Origin of the sequence: uncultured Draconibacterium sp. (assembly GCF_913060805.1) — a bacterium.
In the GTDB taxonomy this organism is placed as follows: Bacteria; Bacteroidota; Bacteroidia; order Bacteroidales; family Prolixibacteraceae; genus Draconibacterium.
Window position 1 is genome coordinate 51600 of record NZ_CAJXTC010000006.1, and the last position, 19288, is coordinate 70887.

General features: G+C 43.3%; 10 protein-coding genes. All 10 read right to left on the bottom strand.

Annotated elements, in window-relative coordinates; genetic code table 11:
* Window positions 1-47 precede the first annotated feature (47 nt).
* The 10 genes from QZ576_RS05150 to QZ576_RS05195 all read right to left on the bottom strand — a co-directional run bounded on the left by QZ576_RS05150 (window position 48) and on the right by QZ576_RS05195 (window position 19100).
* Window positions 48-1112 carry a sugar phosphate isomerase/epimerase gene (locus QZ576_RS05150; protein WP_297094765.1) on the bottom strand — a complete coding sequence of 355 codons (1065 nt, stop codon included), beginning with the start codon at window positions 1110-1112 and terminating at the stop codon, window positions 48-50.
* An 18-nt stretch (window positions 1113-1130) separates the two neighbouring features.
* On the bottom strand, window positions 1131-2627 hold the full coding sequence (locus QZ576_RS05155; RefSeq protein WP_297094768.1) for a Gfo/Idh/MocA family oxidoreductase: 1497 nt from the start codon (window positions 2625-2627) through the stop codon (window positions 1131-1133).
* 191 nt (window positions 2628-2818) lie between these two features.
* Window positions 2819-4435, bottom strand: coding sequence for a glycoside hydrolase family 43 protein (locus QZ576_RS05160; protein WP_297094770.1), 1617 nt, complete (start codon window positions 4433-4435; stop codon window positions 2819-2821).
* A gap of 171 nt (window positions 4436-4606) precedes the next feature.
* Window positions 4607-7216 carry a family 78 glycoside hydrolase catalytic domain gene (locus QZ576_RS05165; RefSeq protein WP_297094772.1) on the bottom strand — a complete coding sequence of 870 codons (2610 nt, stop codon included), beginning with the start codon at window positions 7214-7216 and terminating at the stop codon, window positions 4607-4609.
* Window positions 7217-7297: 81 nt separating this feature from the next.
* Window positions 7298-8224 (bottom strand): hypothetical protein, encoded by a 927-nt coding sequence (locus tag QZ576_RS05170; RefSeq protein ID WP_297094774.1) that lies wholly within the window; start codon window positions 8222-8224, stop codon window positions 7298-7300.
* A 195-nt stretch (window positions 8225-8419) separates the two neighbouring features.
* Window positions 8420-11797: a glycosyl hydrolase gene (locus tag QZ576_RS05175; RefSeq protein ID WP_297094776.1), complete on the bottom strand. Its 3378-nt coding sequence runs from the start codon at window positions 11795-11797 to the stop codon at window positions 8420-8422.
* A gap of 171 nt (window positions 11798-11968) precedes the next feature.
* The gene (locus tag QZ576_RS05180) at window positions 11969-13792 is read right to left on the bottom strand and encodes a RagB/SusD family nutrient uptake outer membrane protein (RefSeq protein WP_297094778.1); all 1824 of its coding nucleotides are present in this window, start codon (window positions 13790-13792) and stop codon (window positions 11969-11971) included.
* 13 nt (window positions 13793-13805) lie between these two features.
* Window positions 13806-17102, bottom strand: coding sequence for a TonB-dependent receptor (locus QZ576_RS05185; RefSeq protein WP_297094780.1), 3297 nt, complete (start codon window positions 17100-17102; stop codon window positions 13806-13808).
* Window positions 17103-17245: 143 nt separating this feature from the next.
* Window positions 17246-18436 (bottom strand): FecR family protein, encoded by a 1191-nt coding sequence (locus QZ576_RS05190; protein ID WP_297094782.1) that lies wholly within the window; start codon window positions 18434-18436, stop codon window positions 17246-17248.
* Window positions 18437-18509: 73 nt separating this feature from the next.
* A complete protein-coding gene (locus tag QZ576_RS05195) occupies window positions 18510-19100 on the bottom strand; it encodes a sigma-70 family RNA polymerase sigma factor (RefSeq protein ID WP_297094784.1) in 591 nt (196 codons plus the stop codon).
* Between the last annotated feature and the right edge of the window lie 188 nt (window positions 19101-19288).

The following is a 19288-nucleotide window of genomic DNA, read 5'->3' on the forward strand; positions in this document are numbered from 1 at the left end:
CGCCTCAATAATAAGACGGGTAGTTTTGTGAATATAACTATTCGATTTTACATCAAAATCTGGCGGGCATAGTTAACGCAGGTTTTTACTTCTTTAACGGCGTTCGACCATGGTTTTACATCGTATTCCAACTCGATGTCGCAATAAATCGGCCACTTTTCTTTTTTGATCAGAAGCAGCACCTCTTCCAATGGCATTTGTCCCTGTCCCCAAACCTGGTTTTGGTTAGGCGGATCAGTTTCCGGTCCGGTTTTGTCTTTGATGTGTATGCTGAAAATCCGGTCGTGGTATTTCCGGAGAATATCGCAAGGATTTTTACCGGTTGAACCAAAATAGTGACCCGAATCGAAATTGAACATTACTGCTGGCGATATTCCAACGAAATTATCGTAAGTAAAACCTTCTACGTCGGCAAACTGCATGTGCTGGTGGAAAACAGCGTACATTCCATGTTTCTCGGCAATCGGTCCCAATTTTTTCGCGGCATCTTCGCTGATTTCTTCGCTAACACCTTTTGCTCCCAAAGCTTTGGCCACTTTAAAAGCGTAATCAATTTCTTCGTCCGACCATTGCGATGGCGAGAACTTAACAATGTGTGGTTTTATTCCGGCGTCATCCAGCAGTTTTTTGGCAGATTCCACCTTTTTCATATCAACATTCAATCGGAATTTACGAACTTCTTCGTTGTATTTATCCATTCTGGCTTGCTGTTCAGCATTTAATTGCGGACGACCCCTGCGGCGTGGTTGTGGAGCCTCTCCGCTTGCTTCCTGTTCGGCTTGCTGCTGCCTACGTATTTCCATAAAAATCTCCATCATCGGACTCTCGGGCGCACCCAAATACGTTTCCAGATCGCCGCTCATTAATTCAATTGAGCTGATGTTGCACTCTTTGCAATATTTTACAATGTTCTCCAAACCGCCCGGCATGGTACGCCAGCTGTAGGTGATGGCGCCAATGTGTACGCCCCCAAAGTTAGAGTTAGGATTGTCATTTTTCGGGGCTGGATTTGCAGCGGCAAAATTTACCGGAACCATTGAAGCTGCAGCTAAAGCTGCCGAGCTACCTAAAAATTTCCTGCGCGACAGCCCGTTATTTTTGTTTTTACTCATTACAATTTGTTTTAAATTTTACAATTTCCATCCGTTACGATATTCGTAATGGAAGTAGTTATTTGCTTCTTCGCAGTTGGTAATTTTCATGTTTTCAGCATCGTATTCCAATGTTTTATTCAGCTGTTGCGAAACCACTGCAATGTTTGTAAGAAGCATTATTTCAGTAAGTTTTGATGAAACTTCGAAATCGTTGGCAGCTTTGCGGCCTTCTTTAATGGCTTCAATAAAATCAACATAAACGCTGCTTGGGCGTTTCAGCCACTTTTCAGGTTCCACAAATCCCGGATCATTCGGAATCAATTCAGGTGCAGCTCCGTGAGTTCCGTGCATCAACATACCTTTGTCGCCAATGTACAGCGCTTCGCGCAACTGACGGTTGGCTTCCAATTCTGCAGGACGGGCAGGTTTAATACCGCCGTCGCTCCATGTTACTTTTACCGGAGGCATGTTTCCACGTGCAGGGAATTCATAGGTTACGCTTTCGGCCTGTGGCAGATAAATACCATTGAAAGGCGTAGTAGTTGCCTGAATTTTTGTTGGCATTCCAAGATCCAACGCCCAGATAGGAGCGTCGAAAGTGTGCGCTCCCATGTCGCCCATTGCACCGGTTCCGTAGTCCCACAATCCGCGCCAGGCAAAGTGTGTGGTTTCAGGACTGTAAGGTGCATCGGGTGCAGGTCCTAACCAGAGGTCGTATTTCAGATTGTCAGGAACAGCAACGCCTGCCGGACGATCGAGATAACCTTGACGCCAAACCGGGCGGTTCGACCACATGTGCACTTCCTTCACATTTCCGATGGCTCCCGAGCGGATCCATTCAACGGTTTGCATTGTTCCTTCGATGTTGTGTCCCTGGTTACCCATTTGACTAACCACACCGGTTTCTTTTGCCAGATCGCGGAGGAAACGAACTTCGTGGATGGTTTTTGCCATTGGTTTCTCTACAAACACGTGTTTGCCTGCGCGCATGGCGTAAGCTGCAATCACAGCGTGTGTATGGTCGGGTGTTCCAATCAATACTGCATCGATTTCTTTCTCATTGTCGATCATTTCGCGGAAATCGTGGTATTTTTTGGCTTTGGGGTAGCCCGCCATAATATGGCCGGCATAATCGTGATCAACATCGCAAAGGGCATAAATATTGGCATGTTTAAACGATTTGTCTTCGGCAGCATCTCCCATTTGTATCGGAGCATCGGAGTTTGCTACACCTCCTCTTTGCCCAAATCCACGTCTTTCAGGCTTTATACCTGAATAAGGCTGCATTAAAAAGCCACCCATACTAAATGCTCTTTCGATGGGAACATCAGGTGTGGCAATGTTCTGAATGTCGCCACCGCCCTGGCTACCGACTCCAATACCGGCAATGTTTACCATATCACTTGGAGACATGTAACCCGTGCCGCCTAAAACATGTCTTGGGACGATTGTAAAACCTGCAGCTGCAGCTGCGGTAGTACCAATAAAAGATCTCCTCGAAAAACTTCCGGAGTTTTGATTTTTTAATTTCATTATTTATGGTTTAGTTAAAAAATGTTTTGCTCTGATTTTTAGTAAGATTAATCCAATCGAAATAGGTTTAATCGTAGACATATGTTATTGAGCATCATATGTAAACGATGATGTGTGGGGCTATTTGAATAACGAAAAAGGGCTGCCCGGTAATTACTGAGCAGCCCTTGTATTATGAAAATTTATTTCGGTTAATTCTTCAGGTATTCTATCCAGTCGAAATCGGCGTTGGCTTCAGCTGTTTTGCCATTTCCGGTGGCATACAAACCAACATAAATACCGGTGAAGAAACCAACAGTTTCGGTAGCCAGGAATTTGGCATCGGCAGTTTCAACCGCGGTAAATTCGTCGTTGCCTTGTGCAAACGAAAAGGTGAATGTGGTTTTATTGCCACTCACGCGTAGTTCTACAGGACCGGGTTTTAAAGTGTATTCTTTTGATTTGTAGATGGTTTGACCAAACTGCAATTTTACTGTCAGAATTCGGTCGTCTCCTTTTTTGCTTACCATTATATCGAAGTGCGATCCGTTGTTGAGCAAGATTAGCCCGGCCTCTTCATTCTCATTTTTCGGGTCGAATTCAATTTGTGTTGTAGCTGTAAAATAATGGTCTTTTAATCGGCGTCCCACAAATGTTGACGGTTTGTTGGTACTGATTGTTTCGGCAGCTCCTTTTAAGCGCAAGAATCCTTTTCTTTCCGTTAGTGAAAAGTTACTTTCTACCGGCGCCTGAATGTAGTTCCAGTCTAAACCAAGTTTGTCGTTATCAAAATCAACTTTCGATGGCTTCTCGGCAACCGGCTTCAAAGGTAGGGTCGGACAGGTCATATCAACATCAACAGTTCCGTTGCCGTTTACCACAGGCCAACCGTTTTTCGGCCAGGTTACAGGAGCAAGACAAGTCTCGCGTCCTAAAATGTGGTGCGTTTTATCAGAGATGTTGCGGTAGCCGTGGAAAACAATCCACCACGAATTGTCGTGCGCCTGGATAATATCAGCATGGCCGATTCCCTGAATCGGTTTCCCCTGACCGGCGGCGTTACATTGTGTTAAAATCGGGTTGGCCGGATTATCAATGTACGGACCCCAAATGCTGTTGCTGCGGGCGATAGTTTCGGAGTGTGCTTCCTCGGTTCCGCCTTCAGCAGCCATCAGGTAATACCAGCCATCTTTTTTGTAAATATGTGGTCCTTCAGCGTATCGGCCTCCTGTGCCGTTCCATACTTTTTTACCTTCCGAAAGTTCGCCGGTTTTTAAGTCAACTTCATACAAAATAAATGGTGAACTGATGATGTAAGCTTTTCCATCTTCGTCCCAAAACAGGTCGGGATCGATACCCGGAACGTTCACCCAAATTGGATCAGACCACGGACCGGCAGGATTTGTTGCGGTTACAAAAAAGTTTCCACCGCCGGTAATGTTGGTGGTGATCATATAAAATGTTCCGTCGTGGTAACGCAGTGTGGCCGCAAATATGTTCAGCCCGTTTGGAATTTGTTCTTTCCGGTGGATACAATGACCGATCTGTTCCCAGTTAACAAGGTCTTTACTGTGAAAAATGGGAACTCCCGGGAAATATTCGAATGTACTGGTGATGAGGTAATAATCGTCGCCTACGCGGCAAACACTCGGGTCGGAATAAAAGCCCGGAAGTATGGGATTATTGTAGGTTACTGTTGCATTTGGCTCGGGTGCTTTTGCAAACGGATTTGGTGCGACTTGCGCAAACAGGTTAAGACTCAGAGAAAGTGCGATTAGCAGAACAAAACTCTTTAATCCTGCAGCTGAGCGCGATTCATTTTTATTCATGGTTGTAATTAATTTTAGCTGGTTGTACAATTTTGTTAGATCAATATGAGCCTAATTTACTAAAGTTAAGCTGATGTGCGAAACTAATTCTTATTGTACAAAGTACAAAATAAAATTTCAAAATTCGAATCCTCCAAGAGAGCAGTCAATGAGAGAATTACCGTATCCTGTTTACAGTTGGCTAATGAATTTGTAAGTCCCGGATTTTACCGTGTAAACAGCTTTTCCGTTTTCAAACTTCAGCAATTCACAACCGTCTGAATCAATAACATCGTTTTCAGAAGCTGCAGGCAAATACAAAGTGGCCGAAGTGTTTGCCGGAACAGTTGTAGTGTAAGTCAGCTTATCACCTTCAACCTCCCATTTGCTGTAAATTTTTCCGTACATCGAATCATAATAACCTTCTGCCCATGTCATTTCGCCACTCGGGTCGGGTGTTGGTTGCAGGATGAACTTTTGGAAGCCCGGCTCATCACGTTGAATACCCAACGAGTAAGCGATCATCCACTGACCAACCGCACCAAACGAATAGTGGTTAAACGAATTCATGCCGTTATTGCCGCCAAATCCGTTTTCAACGGTGTAACCATTCAGGCGTTCCCAAATTGATGTTGCACCCTGATCGATGGAATATAACCACGATGGATACTGGTCGTTCTGCAACAATTTATATGCCTGCTCATTGTAACCGTTATCGGAAAGGGCTTTGCTTATCCACGCCGTTCCGATAAAACCGGTCATCAACGAATATTCAGGACGAAGAACGCCGCCGTCGTCTATGTTTTGGCGTTCGATGGCTTCTGCCAGATTAGCTGCCATTTGCGCAACAACTTCGTTATCGAATGCACCAAGTGCCAATCCAACGGCGTAAGAAGTTTGTGTATCTGCCAGACGGTATTCCGGTTCCGCTGGTCCTTCGGGGCTCCCAAAACCACGTGCTCCGCCAATTAAACCTAAGGTTTTTCCATCCTCATTAATGAATGACTTATTGAAGAATGCTTTTCGCTCTTCGTACATTTTTTCAAAGCGTTGGGCATCATCAGTTTTGCCAAGAATTTGTGCAACATTTTTAATGATCCATAAATCGAAAACATGGTAAGCTGTGGTCAAATATGGTGTTCCAAGCTTGTTGTTTTGCGGACCGAGCCAGTCGCCCAGTTGTCCGTCGCTGGTAATTCCTGTCTCCGGATTTAAAGTCGTTGCCAGGTAATCGATATAAGCAGCCATTGCATCGTAATGTTCTTCGAGCAAGGCAACATCGTTAAACTGTTGGTACACTTCCCACGGAACAGTAATTCCGGCACTTCCCCAAAGCACACCGCCAAAACCACCGCCAATTGGGGCTACATCGGTGAATTTACCGTTTGCTTTTTGCACATCGCGCATGGCAAACATATGCCGGCGCAGGAATTGATCGGAATTGGAAACAAAAGTTGCAGTGCGCGAAAATACGGAGATATCGCCCGACCAACCCATTCGTTCGTTTCGCTGCGGACAATCGGTGGGCAGGGTAAGGAAATTATCGACATTCGACCAGCAAAGGTTCGACCATAACTGATTTACTTTTGGATTCGATGTATTGTAGTCGGCCGTCAGATCCAGTACCGAACTGATTGCAACTCCTTCAACTGCCTCCAGCGGAAGCGGTTCATCAATTCCTGTAATCTCGATATACTGGTAGCCGCGCGAAGTGAATTTTGGTTGAAAAACCTGCGGGCCATCCTTCATGATGTATTTATCGAGACAGAGTGCTGCGCGATAGTTTTCGGTCATAATCATGCCAACATTGTCTCCTGATTCTTCCAGGTCGGGATACAGAATTTCTGCAAAACGTAAGATCATCGTATCGCCGGCAGTCCCATTTGCCAGGGTGATTTTTGGAACACCAACAAAGTTTTGTCCCATGTCGTAAACGTACACTCCCGGGCGTACTTCTTCCATGCTTTGGGCAACCAGTTTTTTGTACTCTCCGGCGTTGTTGCCAATTTGCCCAATGAGTTTCAGTTCATCGTAATCAAAAGTTGTGATCTCACCTGTAAAGTCGCGTTCTTCGCCCGAATACGTGGTTCCTTCAAGCGGAACTTCGGTAGCTTGTTGCCAAGCCGAATCATCAAAACCGGTGGTTGACCAGCCAGCTATGTCTGATTCGCGGGTAGCATCGTAAATTTCTCCCTGATCGAGGCTGCTGTAAATGATCGGACCTTGGTTGTAAAATTTCCAGTCTTTATCGTTCGAAGTGATCACTTCTTTTGTTCCGTCGGCGTAGCTGATTTCGAGTTTAGCCAGTAAAGACTGGCGGTCGCCAAAGTGATTCCAGATGGAGCCGAAACTTAGTAACCCACTCCACCAACCTTCAGAAAGCATCGCGCCTATGGCATTTTCACCACTTTGAATCATTTCTGTTACATCATAAGTTTGGTAAAAATGCGATTTGTTGTATTGCGTTTGGCCCGGATTGTAGTAGTCGTTTCCTACGTTTTCTCCATTTATTTGAATCTCGTAAATACCACGTGCTGTAACGTATAAACGAGCAGATTTAACCATTTTTTCTGCTGTAAATTCGGTGCGCAACATCGGTGCTGAATTGCGGCTTGGATCGGCAACAATAAATGTTCCTTCAGTTCCGCCATCAACAAAATATGCATTGTCTATAACTTCTAACTTTCCCGAATAAATACCATTATAATTTCCGGAAAGATCTTCTTTGAAAAGCGTATTGTTGGGTTTCCGATCGTTGAAAACTTCAACATCAGAAAAGCTTGCTTTTTGATCGGCATCCATTGAAAAGCCCATGTCGCAAACGAGACCAAAAGGCAGGTAATCGCCACCCGAACCAGCTGGATTTAGGTTAAAAGACGCTCCCTAAAACGCATTTTGCAGCCACGGACGGTCTTCAAAACTGTCATCTTTTCTTTTTACAAAAAAGTCCGGATTTTGATCCAGTGTAATGGTAATATTTCCAAAGGCGCTTCTTAATTCAAATAGGTGTTTGTCGTTTTTGTTGGCGGCATTTATTACCGATGATTTGATCGAGAATGTTTTTAGCGGAACAGCAGGATTATCTGTTTTGGTGTAACCTGCGCGGTAAATATTCAGTTTCGCGAGGCCATTTGAAGAACCGTCGACGGCCGACACATCCAATTCCAGTTTTATGTAGCTTTCGTTGCGTTCATTTTCAAGCTGATAAATATTTTTGTATCTATCCATTAACCGCATGTCGTTGGCACCGAAAACAAAGCCGGCTTTGCTACTTCCTTCGGCAATGGCAACAGCATATTTCATTTTGAAGATCATTTCATACTGCGAATAAAAAACCAGATCGTCATCGCCACCGCCGATCCATTGAGCGCCGTCCCATGCCGAATTATCCGGGTTCATCAGGCCGGTTTCAAACCACGATGTTGCTGAATGTTCTTCATTGTTGTTGTCCCAAACTTTTACGGTCCATTCGTAACGGGTTTTAGGCTGCAGTTTTTCTCCTTCGTACGGAATGGCCAGAGCGGTATTGCTGTTTACTTTCTCTGAGTTCCAAACAACTTCTCCTTCTGCTGATTTAACCTCAATTTGATAAGCAGTTTGTGCCAGATCGCGCACGCCTTCCGGTGCCTGCATTTGCCATGCAAAACGGGGTTGCTCCACATCAATTCCGAGTGGAGTTGTTGTGTATTCTGTTGTTAAGTTTGTAATTGCAGACTTGTTTTGTGTGCAAGCAGAAAGTAGGATTATTAATGCATAAAAGGTTAGGCTAAGCAGCGGTAATTGCTTTTTCAGGATATTAGTTTTGATCATAGTTTTTTGATGTAAGATTGGTTTTATCAGACAGATTTCGGTTTCGTTTCTTTCAAATATAAGAATACTCCTGTTCAATCTTGAATTGGAACAATAAATTTCGGTTTGAGGAGAGGGGACAAAAAAATATCCCGGCGGGAAATCCCTGCCGGAATATTAAAACTAACTAGATCAACTAAACTTGTGTTGATGGTTTTATTTTGTATTTACCACTACTACCGGTCCGAGTAATCCGGAAGTTTTTAATGGTGAATTTGCCTGGTAAAATGGCATTGTTGTGTACGTTAATTTCTCTGTAACATCGGGTTGAGCATCGCCAATGAGGCGGTTTACCCAAAGGTTAACCACTTTAATTTGTATTTCGTTGGAACCTTCCTGCAATGTTGAGCCAATTTCCAAACGGAATGGTTTTTTCCAAACTATACCAAGCGGTTTGCCGTTAACACTCACTTCGGCGAGGTTTTCCACTTCACCCAAATCGAGGCAAATATTTCCGCCATCGTTGATCCATTCGGCAGGAACGTCAATGGTTTTGGTATAAGTGCCGGCTCCGGAAAAGTATTTGATGTTGTTGTCGGCGTTTTCATTCCAAGGCGAAAGCGTCTCGAAAGTGGCGTTGAAAGGCTCACCAACTTTTGATTCGAAATTGACTTGCCACGGACCTGTAAGATCAGCAAGTGTTGTTTCACTGACCTCAGGAACAGCATACGAATCGGATTGTGCTTTATTACGGAAAACCACAAAAACAGCATCGTTAGGTGCCAGATGCAGCGGAACTGTGGTGCTGCCATCGGCAATAGAATAGGAAGCTTTTTTTATCATCCCGGTTTCCGGTTGCCATATTTCGGCTTCTTTTCCTTCAACTCTGAATGTTGCATTTACTGCTTCTTCCCGGGCGGAGCGATTATTTACCCAGTAAAAATCAATGTCGCCCAACTGGCGGTGTACATATAACAACTCGGCGTTTTCATCCGGTTTGGTGTAAGAAAAGTCTGTAGCTATCTGTTCTTTTTCCAACACCTCGTTAATTGGATATCCGTTGTAAATTTTGCCTTTTCCAATGGTATTCACCCCGTTTTCGATGGGCCAGAGTTCGTCGGCCAGTGCACTGAATTGGTCAGCATCGTCGGTTAAACTTGGAGTACCGATTGGTTTTGGTCCGCAAACTACTGCACCGGCAGTTGCCATGTCTTTAATGCGCTGTAAAACCGGGAGTGTCATTTGTGCCGTACTTTTGTCGAGTACCAGCAATTTGTAAGCTGCGCCGCCGGGCGAAGTAATCTTTCCATCTTCAACCTTTAAGGTGTGCAACAATGCGTCGGCATTTATAAAGTCGTATTCGTAACCTTCAGGAACCTGTGGCAATTGTCCGCCAAACAATTCGGTAATGTTGTGGCTTTCGCCATACATATAAGCCACATCGGCAACAAAATTACCCTGCTGCAACATGTACGAGCTTCGTGCCAGGTAAGTAGTCCAGGCAATGGCTTGTTCGGCCCATGTCTCGTGGCGGGTAAACCATTGTCCGAATGGCCCCAATCCCAAACCGGGTATTCTGTCGTCAACCGGTTGATGAACCGATGTGTGAATAACAAATCGGTTCAGACCGCTGGCCAGCTCGGCATCGGCCACGGGTTTTAACAAACGCGGCGACCAGGCCCATGCTGTTCCAATTGCGGTTAACGATTCGGCAGCTACATATTTCTGTCCGTAAATATGCGAAACTGATGCCGATTCGCGAACGTCGGCTTTATGCCGAATTGCAACGTCGGGTCCGGGTCCTCCAAAACCGCCCGGTGTCCAGGTGGCGCTCATTGGAACTGCTGCTGTACGTTTTACTTCCATACCGTCGGCAATTAATGCGCGGCCTCCTTCGTGCGATTCGGAGTAGCGGCCCATTCCGCGTTCGGCAAGTATTTCTGTTGATTGATCGTAATGATATTCAGCTACCAGTTCTTCCAGAGTCCGTCTGTAATCCCACAGGAATTTGTCAGTGGCCTGAGCACTTTCAATTACTTTTCCGGTGAGAGCAGGCAACCATGGAAAAAGATCGTAACCGCGGCGGGCTTTAAACTCTGCCAACATATTGTCCGTCCAGTTTTGTGTGCCGGCTTCCCAACTGTCAGTAATGATGTATTGTAGACCATTTTCTCCCATCAGTCCACCGGTGGCATCTTTATACTGATCGAGATAGTTGGTGAAATAATTCCGTACATACTGTTTATTCAATTTGTCCACCTCAAAACCTGTAGCTTCGGGCGAAGCCGGGTGGTTCTCGCGGCCGGTCAACGAAAATCCCATGCGGATGATGTTCCATTTTCCTTCGGGAACATCCCAGTTCAATGAGCCGTCTTCAGCCAATTGAGCGGTAAGGTCGATAATATCTTCTGTAGCGATAGCATTTGAAGTTTCCGGCGTTGGAACTTGTTCCAGGTCGGTAGCAGTGGCAAATCCTGCCTTGTCTTCGAAACGGTTAACACGTGCACCTGTATTCAATAACAATTCCATGACTTCGGTGCCGGTTGGAGCCGGTTGATTTCCACCGCCCAATCCCATCATGGCCATCATGCCTCCGCCTCTTGATGGTTGGGGAGTGATAATGTTTACACGGAAATATTTTCCGGTAACAGGAGCAAAAGCCAGCGTTTTTTGTGCGGCTCTTCCGCCTCTGATATCAATAACTTTTTCGAAGTTGGTTCCGTCATTGCTCACCTCCAGGTTTTGGCTGGCAGGTCCGCCTCCAAAATTAAACTGTCCTCTACCGCCTCCGGTAACAATGCTTACTGATTGTATTGTTGTTGGTTCTTTAAATTCAAACTGAATCCACGAGAATTCTCCCGGTTTTTTGTAGGGGAGTTCGTTGGATGTTACCAGGTCGCCATCAGTTAATTGTGCAATACTGAAACTGCCTCCGCTGGAAGTAATTTTGGGTTGTAGTTCCTGCATCGTGAAGTCATCTTCCGGAATACGATAAGCTATCACAGAAATGTCCTGATAGTATTCCGGCAAATGGTGTTCGCTATCCATTGCTCCCAGTGCACCTTCGGCTCCAACGTTTTGAAATGTTCCTGACGTTGTTGGAGGATGCGGCAATTCGCCGCTGAACGATTGTCCGCCTTCAACACGCAATTCGCTCCATACTACTTTTTTCATGGCCTCTTCGGGTTTTACCCAGGGGCCGCCACTTTCGCTCCAACCGGGTGAACCGGCAATGGCCATTTCAAGCCCCAGCGAATCGGCCAGTTCGGTAGTAAAACGGAAAGCGTCTTTCCAGTCAGGAGTCATGTAAACAAGGCGTTCGTCTACAATTTTTGGCGTTGTCATTCCTGCATCAAAGTTCTGGAAACCACCAATGCCGTTTCGGTGCATCCATTCCAAATCTTTTTGTATTCCGTCTTTGGTAACATTGCCATTCATCCAATGCCACCAAACACGGGGTTGAGCTTCGTTCGGAGGGTTTATAAATTCTTCTTCAAGGTTTACATTTTGGTTTTGCAGGCCTGAATCTTGTTCGCACTGAACAAATAGTAAAGACGCAATTGTCAGAAATCCTGCCAAAGTTTTTTTAAGCATGAGGTATCGATTTTCAGTTTACTAATGGTCCTAATCGTAATGAAATTATGGGGATTGAACATACGTCTTCCAGGGGCTGGATTTTAATTGGGTACCTGCTGATTTTGAAAGAAATTGAAGAAAAGGATGGTATAAAATATACCATCCTTTTACCTTTTTTACTTTATATTATTACCATCCTGGGTTCTGATCAAGTCCTCCTTCTGTATTCGCATTGATAACAGTTTGAGGAATTGGGAACAGTGTCCAATCGATAGATCCGGTGTAATAAGGCACATCGCCCATAAACCGTGAATGATTGGTAAGTTGAGTTACCAAAACTTCGTTTGAACCTGAGCTGCTACCCATACGAAGCAAGGTTGGGAAACGGTGTTCTTCGTAACACAACTCGCGAGCACGTTCATCAAGAATCAGATAAATATCCACTTCGCCTGCAGAAACCATCTTAGTAGCCTCTGCACGGGTACGAATTTGATTGATATCGTCAGCTGCCATACCAGCGCTTCCTTTTCTGAAATAAGCCTCAGCACGTAGTAACAAAGTCTCAGCAGAACGAACTGCATACCAATCTCTACCATACTGGTTAATGTGCATTGGAATTTCTGATGGATGCCATCCCCAGTCGTCCATTTTAATTTTCGAACGCATCGGAGTCATCATTTCAGGAACGGAGATCATATCTTCAGTAACAGGTTGCAAATACAAGCTATGATCCTGATCGAGGCACAAAAATTCTCTGAGAAGGTTTATCGGAAGATTACGCATATCATCAGCATAATCGCCGGCCCAAACTTTTTTCGAAACATAATCGGTTTCGGCAGTACCACCTGTAGAAAATCCACCTAAATAGGCACATGTATTTCCTCCCGGGAAAAGGCTTTGATCAACATTCCCGCTAAATGGGCAAGCTGCTGCACCTTCCTCGGCTAAATCTGAACGCCAAACCATATTACGGAAAACAGGACCAACAAAGGCTGTAATACTGTAATAAGGGTTTGCTCCCGGCCATCCGCCAATAAGTCCGTTTGCCTGGGCTTCTTCATAAGTTGCAGCTTCTAAAGTCCATACGGCTTCAGTATTTCCTGCGCTATAATCGTAGTTTCCTATTTGGAACATATCGAAGAAAACGTTACCATCTTCGCGGTATGCAGGAACTCCGTTATTCATAGACATATCAGATGGATTTGCACGTGAGCCAAAACGTTGAGTCATAAGTGGGTGAGCATCAATTGTTTTTGTCGCAGCTGCAATAGCTTTGTCATAAGCGCTTGCATCGTTGGTTTCTACGCCAAGTGCCAAATATGCTTCAGCAATAAAGTGGTTAGCCGCACCTTTTGCTATACGTCCATCTTGTGAAGGATACTGTGGAAGAAGTGCTTCTGCTGCTTCCAAATCGGCAATTGCAAATTCATAAACAGCCTGGCGACTATCGCGTGTATAATCTAATTTAAGCGACTCACTAACCTCCTGAACAATTGGCACACCACCAAAACATTCAGCTAAACGCAAATAGCCATATCCACGGAAGAATCGAGCTTGCCCAACTGCAAAATCTTTATCTGCTGCATTCGACCACTCAACCAGTTCGGCCCCTGCAATTGCAAGGTTTGCATAACTGATAAGTTGGTACATATCAACCCAAAGGTTGTTGAACATAGCGAAGTCAGACGACCAGCGAGAATAATTTGAAAATGCATTTGCTGTTGGCGCTGCTGCACCGGTGTATACATTGTCGAAAAAGTCGGCACCTTGTCCGTGTAACAATTGTTGTGTAGAAGCTCCTGTCCAGAACATTCGGTAACCACCATACATATTAAAGGCCTTGCGGTAGGCGGTAACCAGCTGGGCATCTACCTGGCTGCTCTTTTCAAAAGCAGATTCAGGAGTATAAATCGTTTTTGGATCTTCAGTAAGAAAATCCTCATCACTTTCACAAGCTGGTAAAAATGATGATATGGCAAATAAGCCTATAATTAAATACTTAAAGTTTTTCATTGTTCTAATTAGTTTAGAGTGTAAAGTTAATACCTAGAGTAAATGTTCTTGGCAATTGTGCTGCCGAGAAACTTCTGATTTCAGGATCACTGTATTCCCAATCAGGAGCAATAAAGAATAAGTTAGAACCCGATACAAAGATTTTCAGGCTAGAGAAATAAATTTTCTTAAGCAGATCTCTGTCAAACGTGTAGGATAAATTTAACTCTTGAAGTCGCACAAAAGTGTATTTCTGCAATGCGGTATATCGTGCGTCGGTAAAGTTAACGCGAGGATAAGTTTCGCTAGGATTTTCCGGTGTCCACCAAGGGTGGTTCAGCATGTTGTGGTATTGGAAACCATCAGAACTAAGGTATGCAATGTTATTTTCGGCATAACCATAATCGCCACCGCTGAATATTCCGTTAAACAAGGCATAAAGTTGGAAATTCTTATAAGTTAAAGTGTTACTTAAACTCATTCTGAAATTTTCCATACCGAAACCAAGAATCTTTCTGTCGGTTACACCAATTACGCCGTCTGCACTTCCGTCAAGGTTTTTATACATTGCATCGCCCGGCTCGCCACCGTTTGCAGCAAGATATTCTGTGTCATCAGCTTGTACAATACCATCCCATTCATAACCATAAATAGCCGATAATGATTCGCCGATAAATAAACCTGCGTTTATATCGTCTTCTTCGTCGCCACCATATAACTCAACTAATTTGTTGCGGTTAAGCGTAAATGTTAAACCTGAAGTCCAACGGAAATCGCCCGATTCAATATTGGTAGTGTTCAAAACTGCTTCAATACCCCAGTTATCAACTTTACCCATCGTAGCCATTTGCGAAGTAATACCAGCTCCCATTACCGGGATTGTTCTGCTGAAAATCTGGTCGGTTGTAGACGATTTATATCCATCGATTTCTAAATGAATACGATTCATCATATCGATTTCGGTACCGATGTTAAAAGAAGTAGTGGTTTCCCATGCCAACTCGGTGTTACCCAATGTTGCAAGGCTTTGTCCCCACAAAATCTGATCATCGAACCAGTAACCGATACCACCACCTCTACCAACATTCATTGTAGAAAGCGTTCCGTAAGGACGTAAAGTTTGGTTACCGTTTTTACCCCACGATGCTTTTAGTTTTAAGTTGTCGATGAAGGTACTTGAGCTTAAGAACGATTCGTTCGACATGGTCCAGGCTGCTCCAACAGCAGGGAAATTACCCCATTTTTTGTCGGACCCGAATACCGAACTACCATCGCGACGGAACGATGCGTTAAGGTGATAGGTGTCTTTGAACGAATAACTTGCACGTGCCAGATAACCAACATCAGTATGCAATTCGTAGCCAATTTCCTGAATTTGTTGTGTTACCGCATTCGATAATCCGTAGAAACCTAAATTGGTGTTACCAATACCGGTGTAATCGGTACCGGTCATTCCAAACGAATCCATTCTTCTCGAGTCGCGGGTATATACCGCTGTAGCACTAATAAAGTGGTCGTCGAACTGGTTGGTGTATGAAAGAATATTATCGATTACCCACGAAGTAGTTTTATCTTCCTCGATCGATCCGTTAGCTCTGTCTAAATAAGCAGCTTGTGCTTCAGATGTGTATCCATCTTCGCCAAGAGCTAAGTTTACAAAGTTTGTTTCGTATTGAAATTGGCGACGTAATCTTGTATTGGTGGTATACGAACCAGTTAATTTATAACTCAATCCCTGAATTCCAGGAATTTTGAAATCAACAGTTCCACCAATTATTGTTGCATTTCTGCGGTCTTCATCGTCTCTTCCAACTTTGGTATTCCACAAAGGGTGTCGTGTTGTTTCTTCACGACCGTCAACATAATATCTTATTCTACCATCGGATAAAGTAGGTTCTGTCCAAGGCGAAAGCGTAACTGCAGCACCGTAGTTAGGTGATATACCATCGCTGTTGTTAAACGATTGGTCGAAGCTGGCACTTACTGAAAGGTAGTCGTTAATTTTTGTATTGACTCTTGCTGTAAAAGTGGCTCTTTTGTACTGGTCGCCAACAACAAAGTTTTTGTTATCCAAATAAGATGAACCAATGAAATAATCCATTGCTTCGCCACCACCGGAAACATTTACCGAATAGTTCTGCTGAACACCGGTACGTGTAATCATATCGTAATAACTGGTAGGTGTATTGGCATCGATATTTGCCTGTTCCAATGCCGACATCCAGGTTGTTGATGCAGTACGTGCATTCATCAATTCAATATAACCTTCCGGTCCGCGCATATCAGGCGTGTAGTTTGGATTTGAAATACCGAGCGATGTGTTTACAGAGATACGTGGTTTACCTTTGATACCTTTTTTGCGGGTAATCATGATAACTCCGTTTGCAGCTTTCGATCCGTAGGCAGCCAAAGATGTAGCATCTTTTAATACCTGAATATTTTCTACTGTGGAAGGATCGATATCGTTCATGCTTCCGGAGAAAATAATTCCGTCAACAACTAATAAAGGTGCCGAACTGTTGAATCCGTCAGGTGTTGTTTCGTCATTGATTGATTTTTGACCACGAACCAAAAGTTCTGTTTCTTCGCCGGCTTCACCCGATTTTGAGAAGTTAATACCGGTTGTAATACCATCCAGTAATGAAAAAGCATCGGTTGTGGCTTTATTCATAATTGGCGAATTCTCCATATCAACCGTAGCAACAGAACCCGTAAAGTTTTTACGTTTTGTTACCCCGTAACCAATTGTTACAATTTCTTCCAGTCCAATGGCATCTACTTCAAGAGTAACCATAAAACTGGTTTTTCCTTCGATAGGAATAATTTGGGTTTTCATTCCCACAAACGAGAAATGCAACTGTTCGGCATCGGCCGGAATGGATAAGGTAAACGAACCATCTGGATTGGTGATGGTACCAATAGTAGTACCTTCAACAACAACAGTAACACCCGGCAGTGGAAGTCCCTGGTCGTCGGTAACTACACCGGTAACGTTTTTCTGATCCTGCACTCCATCGAGCACGGCATCGTCGGTTTTACGAATAATAACTTGTCTGTCGTAAATGTTGTAAGTTAAGTCGCTACCTTGAAGCAACTCTCCTAAGATAGTTTCAATATCAGCATTTTCCAGCGAAATATTCACGAGGTCGCTCGACCTTACATCTTCGTCTTTGTATAAAAAGATGAATTCGCTGTTGTGCTCAATGTAGTCGAAAGCAGCAGTAATAGTGCTGTTTTGCAACTGTACATTCATTCGTTTAGCTTGAGCGTAAGAATCACTGGCGTTTGCCGCAAAGATGATTCCGAATAGTAAGATGATAGTTAGACGCATAGTTCTAAGAATTTTCTTAGTGATCCCCGGGTCAAGGGAATCACTTAACCAATTTTTTTTCATAAGTTTACAATGTTTTTGATTAATACTATTGATAAAGATGGTATTGGTTTAACCGGTATATGTTGCAGCATGTACCGGTTTTATTTTATTAGGTAATTTCTTTCATTGATTTTTTCGAAGTTTAAGCCGGTTAAAGAATTCATGTACTCAAATACCACATCTCTGTCTTTCGAAATATCGAGTTTCCCCGAAATCCGAAGCGATCCGTCGAGCGGATCTTCATATTTCATGTGGATGTTATAATAGCGCTCCAGTTTTTTTACCACGCGATTTAGGTCGCTGTTGGTAAAGGTTAGGTATCCTTCTTTCCAACTGGTAAAATATTCGGTTTCTACGTCGTAAATATTAGTCGATGAATTTTGTTTGTTATAGGCTGCCAACTGTCCGGGTTTCAGCACAATATTACGGTCGAAAACGCCCTGGCTTTTATGGCTTATTTCAACGCTGCCTTCGGTTAGTACGGTGTGTGCCACATTTTCGTCGGGGTAAGCCGATACATTAAACTTAGTTCCGAGAACATGAACTTCTATGTCGGGAGTTTTAACAGTAAATGGTTTTTCTTCCATTTTACTTACATCGAAAAAAGCTTCTCCAATCAGCATCACTTCGCGGTTTTTATCGATAAAACGCGATGGGTAGATTAACCGGCTACCGGCATTTAGCCATACTTTGGTGCCATCGGATAAGGTAATTGTTGAATGGTTGCCATAAGGAATTACCAAGGTATTCATTTTTACCTCGTCGGTAACATCGTCTTCAATAACCTGTTGTTTGTCGATAATTATTTTTCCTTCTTCAGAGTACTCCAGTTCCGATTTTCCTTTACTTAAAGCAACTTCTTGTTTTTCATCGATGATGAGGGTAGGTTCCTGGATGTTTAAACTTTGTGGAGCCGGGAAACTGGCATATCGGTTTGAGATGGTATCCTCAAGAAAATACCAGGTTACTGCGCTTCCTACCATTAAAAATAGAATGGCAGTGGCGGCATAACGCATGGTTAAGCGAATGGTTTTTCTATACTTTTTTTTATGATCGACCTGTTCAATTTTTTTTAGAATTCTGATGGCCAGATCTTTCTTTTCTTTAGCAGAAAGTTGATGGTCGTCGTATTGAAGGTGTTGCTCGAATCCGGCTTTAAATTCGCGAATTACATCAGCATCATCGGGATGTTCATCGAGAAAATGTTCCCAATAATCATTGATTTCAGGAGAGTTATGATATATCCACTTAAAGAATAGAGGATTCTCTATCAGTTGATGATATACGTTCATAAGATTAGGTTGCTTTAAACACTTATAAGAGCAGCGGTTTTTAAAAAGGGGACGTTTTTTTGAAATATTCTTTCTATGTTTTAGAACACATAAGCCAAAATACGGCAACTTCGGCACCAATTTTCCGACGTAACTGTTTTAAAATTCGGTACACTTGTTTCTTAACCGTATCGGGTTTCAGGTCTAAAAGTTTACCGATTTCAACATAACTTAAATTGCTGTTGAATTTTAAAAACAGGAGTTCGCGTTTTGATGGTTTTAGCTCCGAAACTTCGCGTTGCAATAACTGAATAGCTTCGTCATCTTCTTCACTGAAACTTTCTTCTTCGATAGAAAAAATCAGGTTAAAAAGAGACGGGACTTCCTGTATGGAAGAATAGTGTTGTTTCTCCGACAACTTTCTTATAATGATTCGCTTGAGCGTTTTGAAAAGATAAAATTCAAGGAGTTCCGGTTTCTTGAGATTTGAACCATAGGTGTAAACATTCACAAACAGATCCTGAATTGCATCTTTAAGAAGCTCACGGTCGGAAGTAAATCTGGCACCATACGAGAATAATGAATCACTAAATTCATTGTAGATGGTTTTAAAAGCAGTCTGATCCCCACTTTTAAATTTGTTCCATACAAGTTGCCAGTATTCTGCATCAATTTTTTTGTCCAAAATACCTTAGTTTAGTTTAGTAATAATTAGTCTCTGAAAGTAAAGGTATAAAAATATGTACCTTTTCCAAATTCGACGCTTGGGTTGTTGATATCTTGTATGTTTCCGATTTTTAGGAAGTTAACTTGCAGACTGTTTTTAGCAAAAAGAAAAGTACTGTTTTAAAAACAGAAGCGGTTTGGATAGGA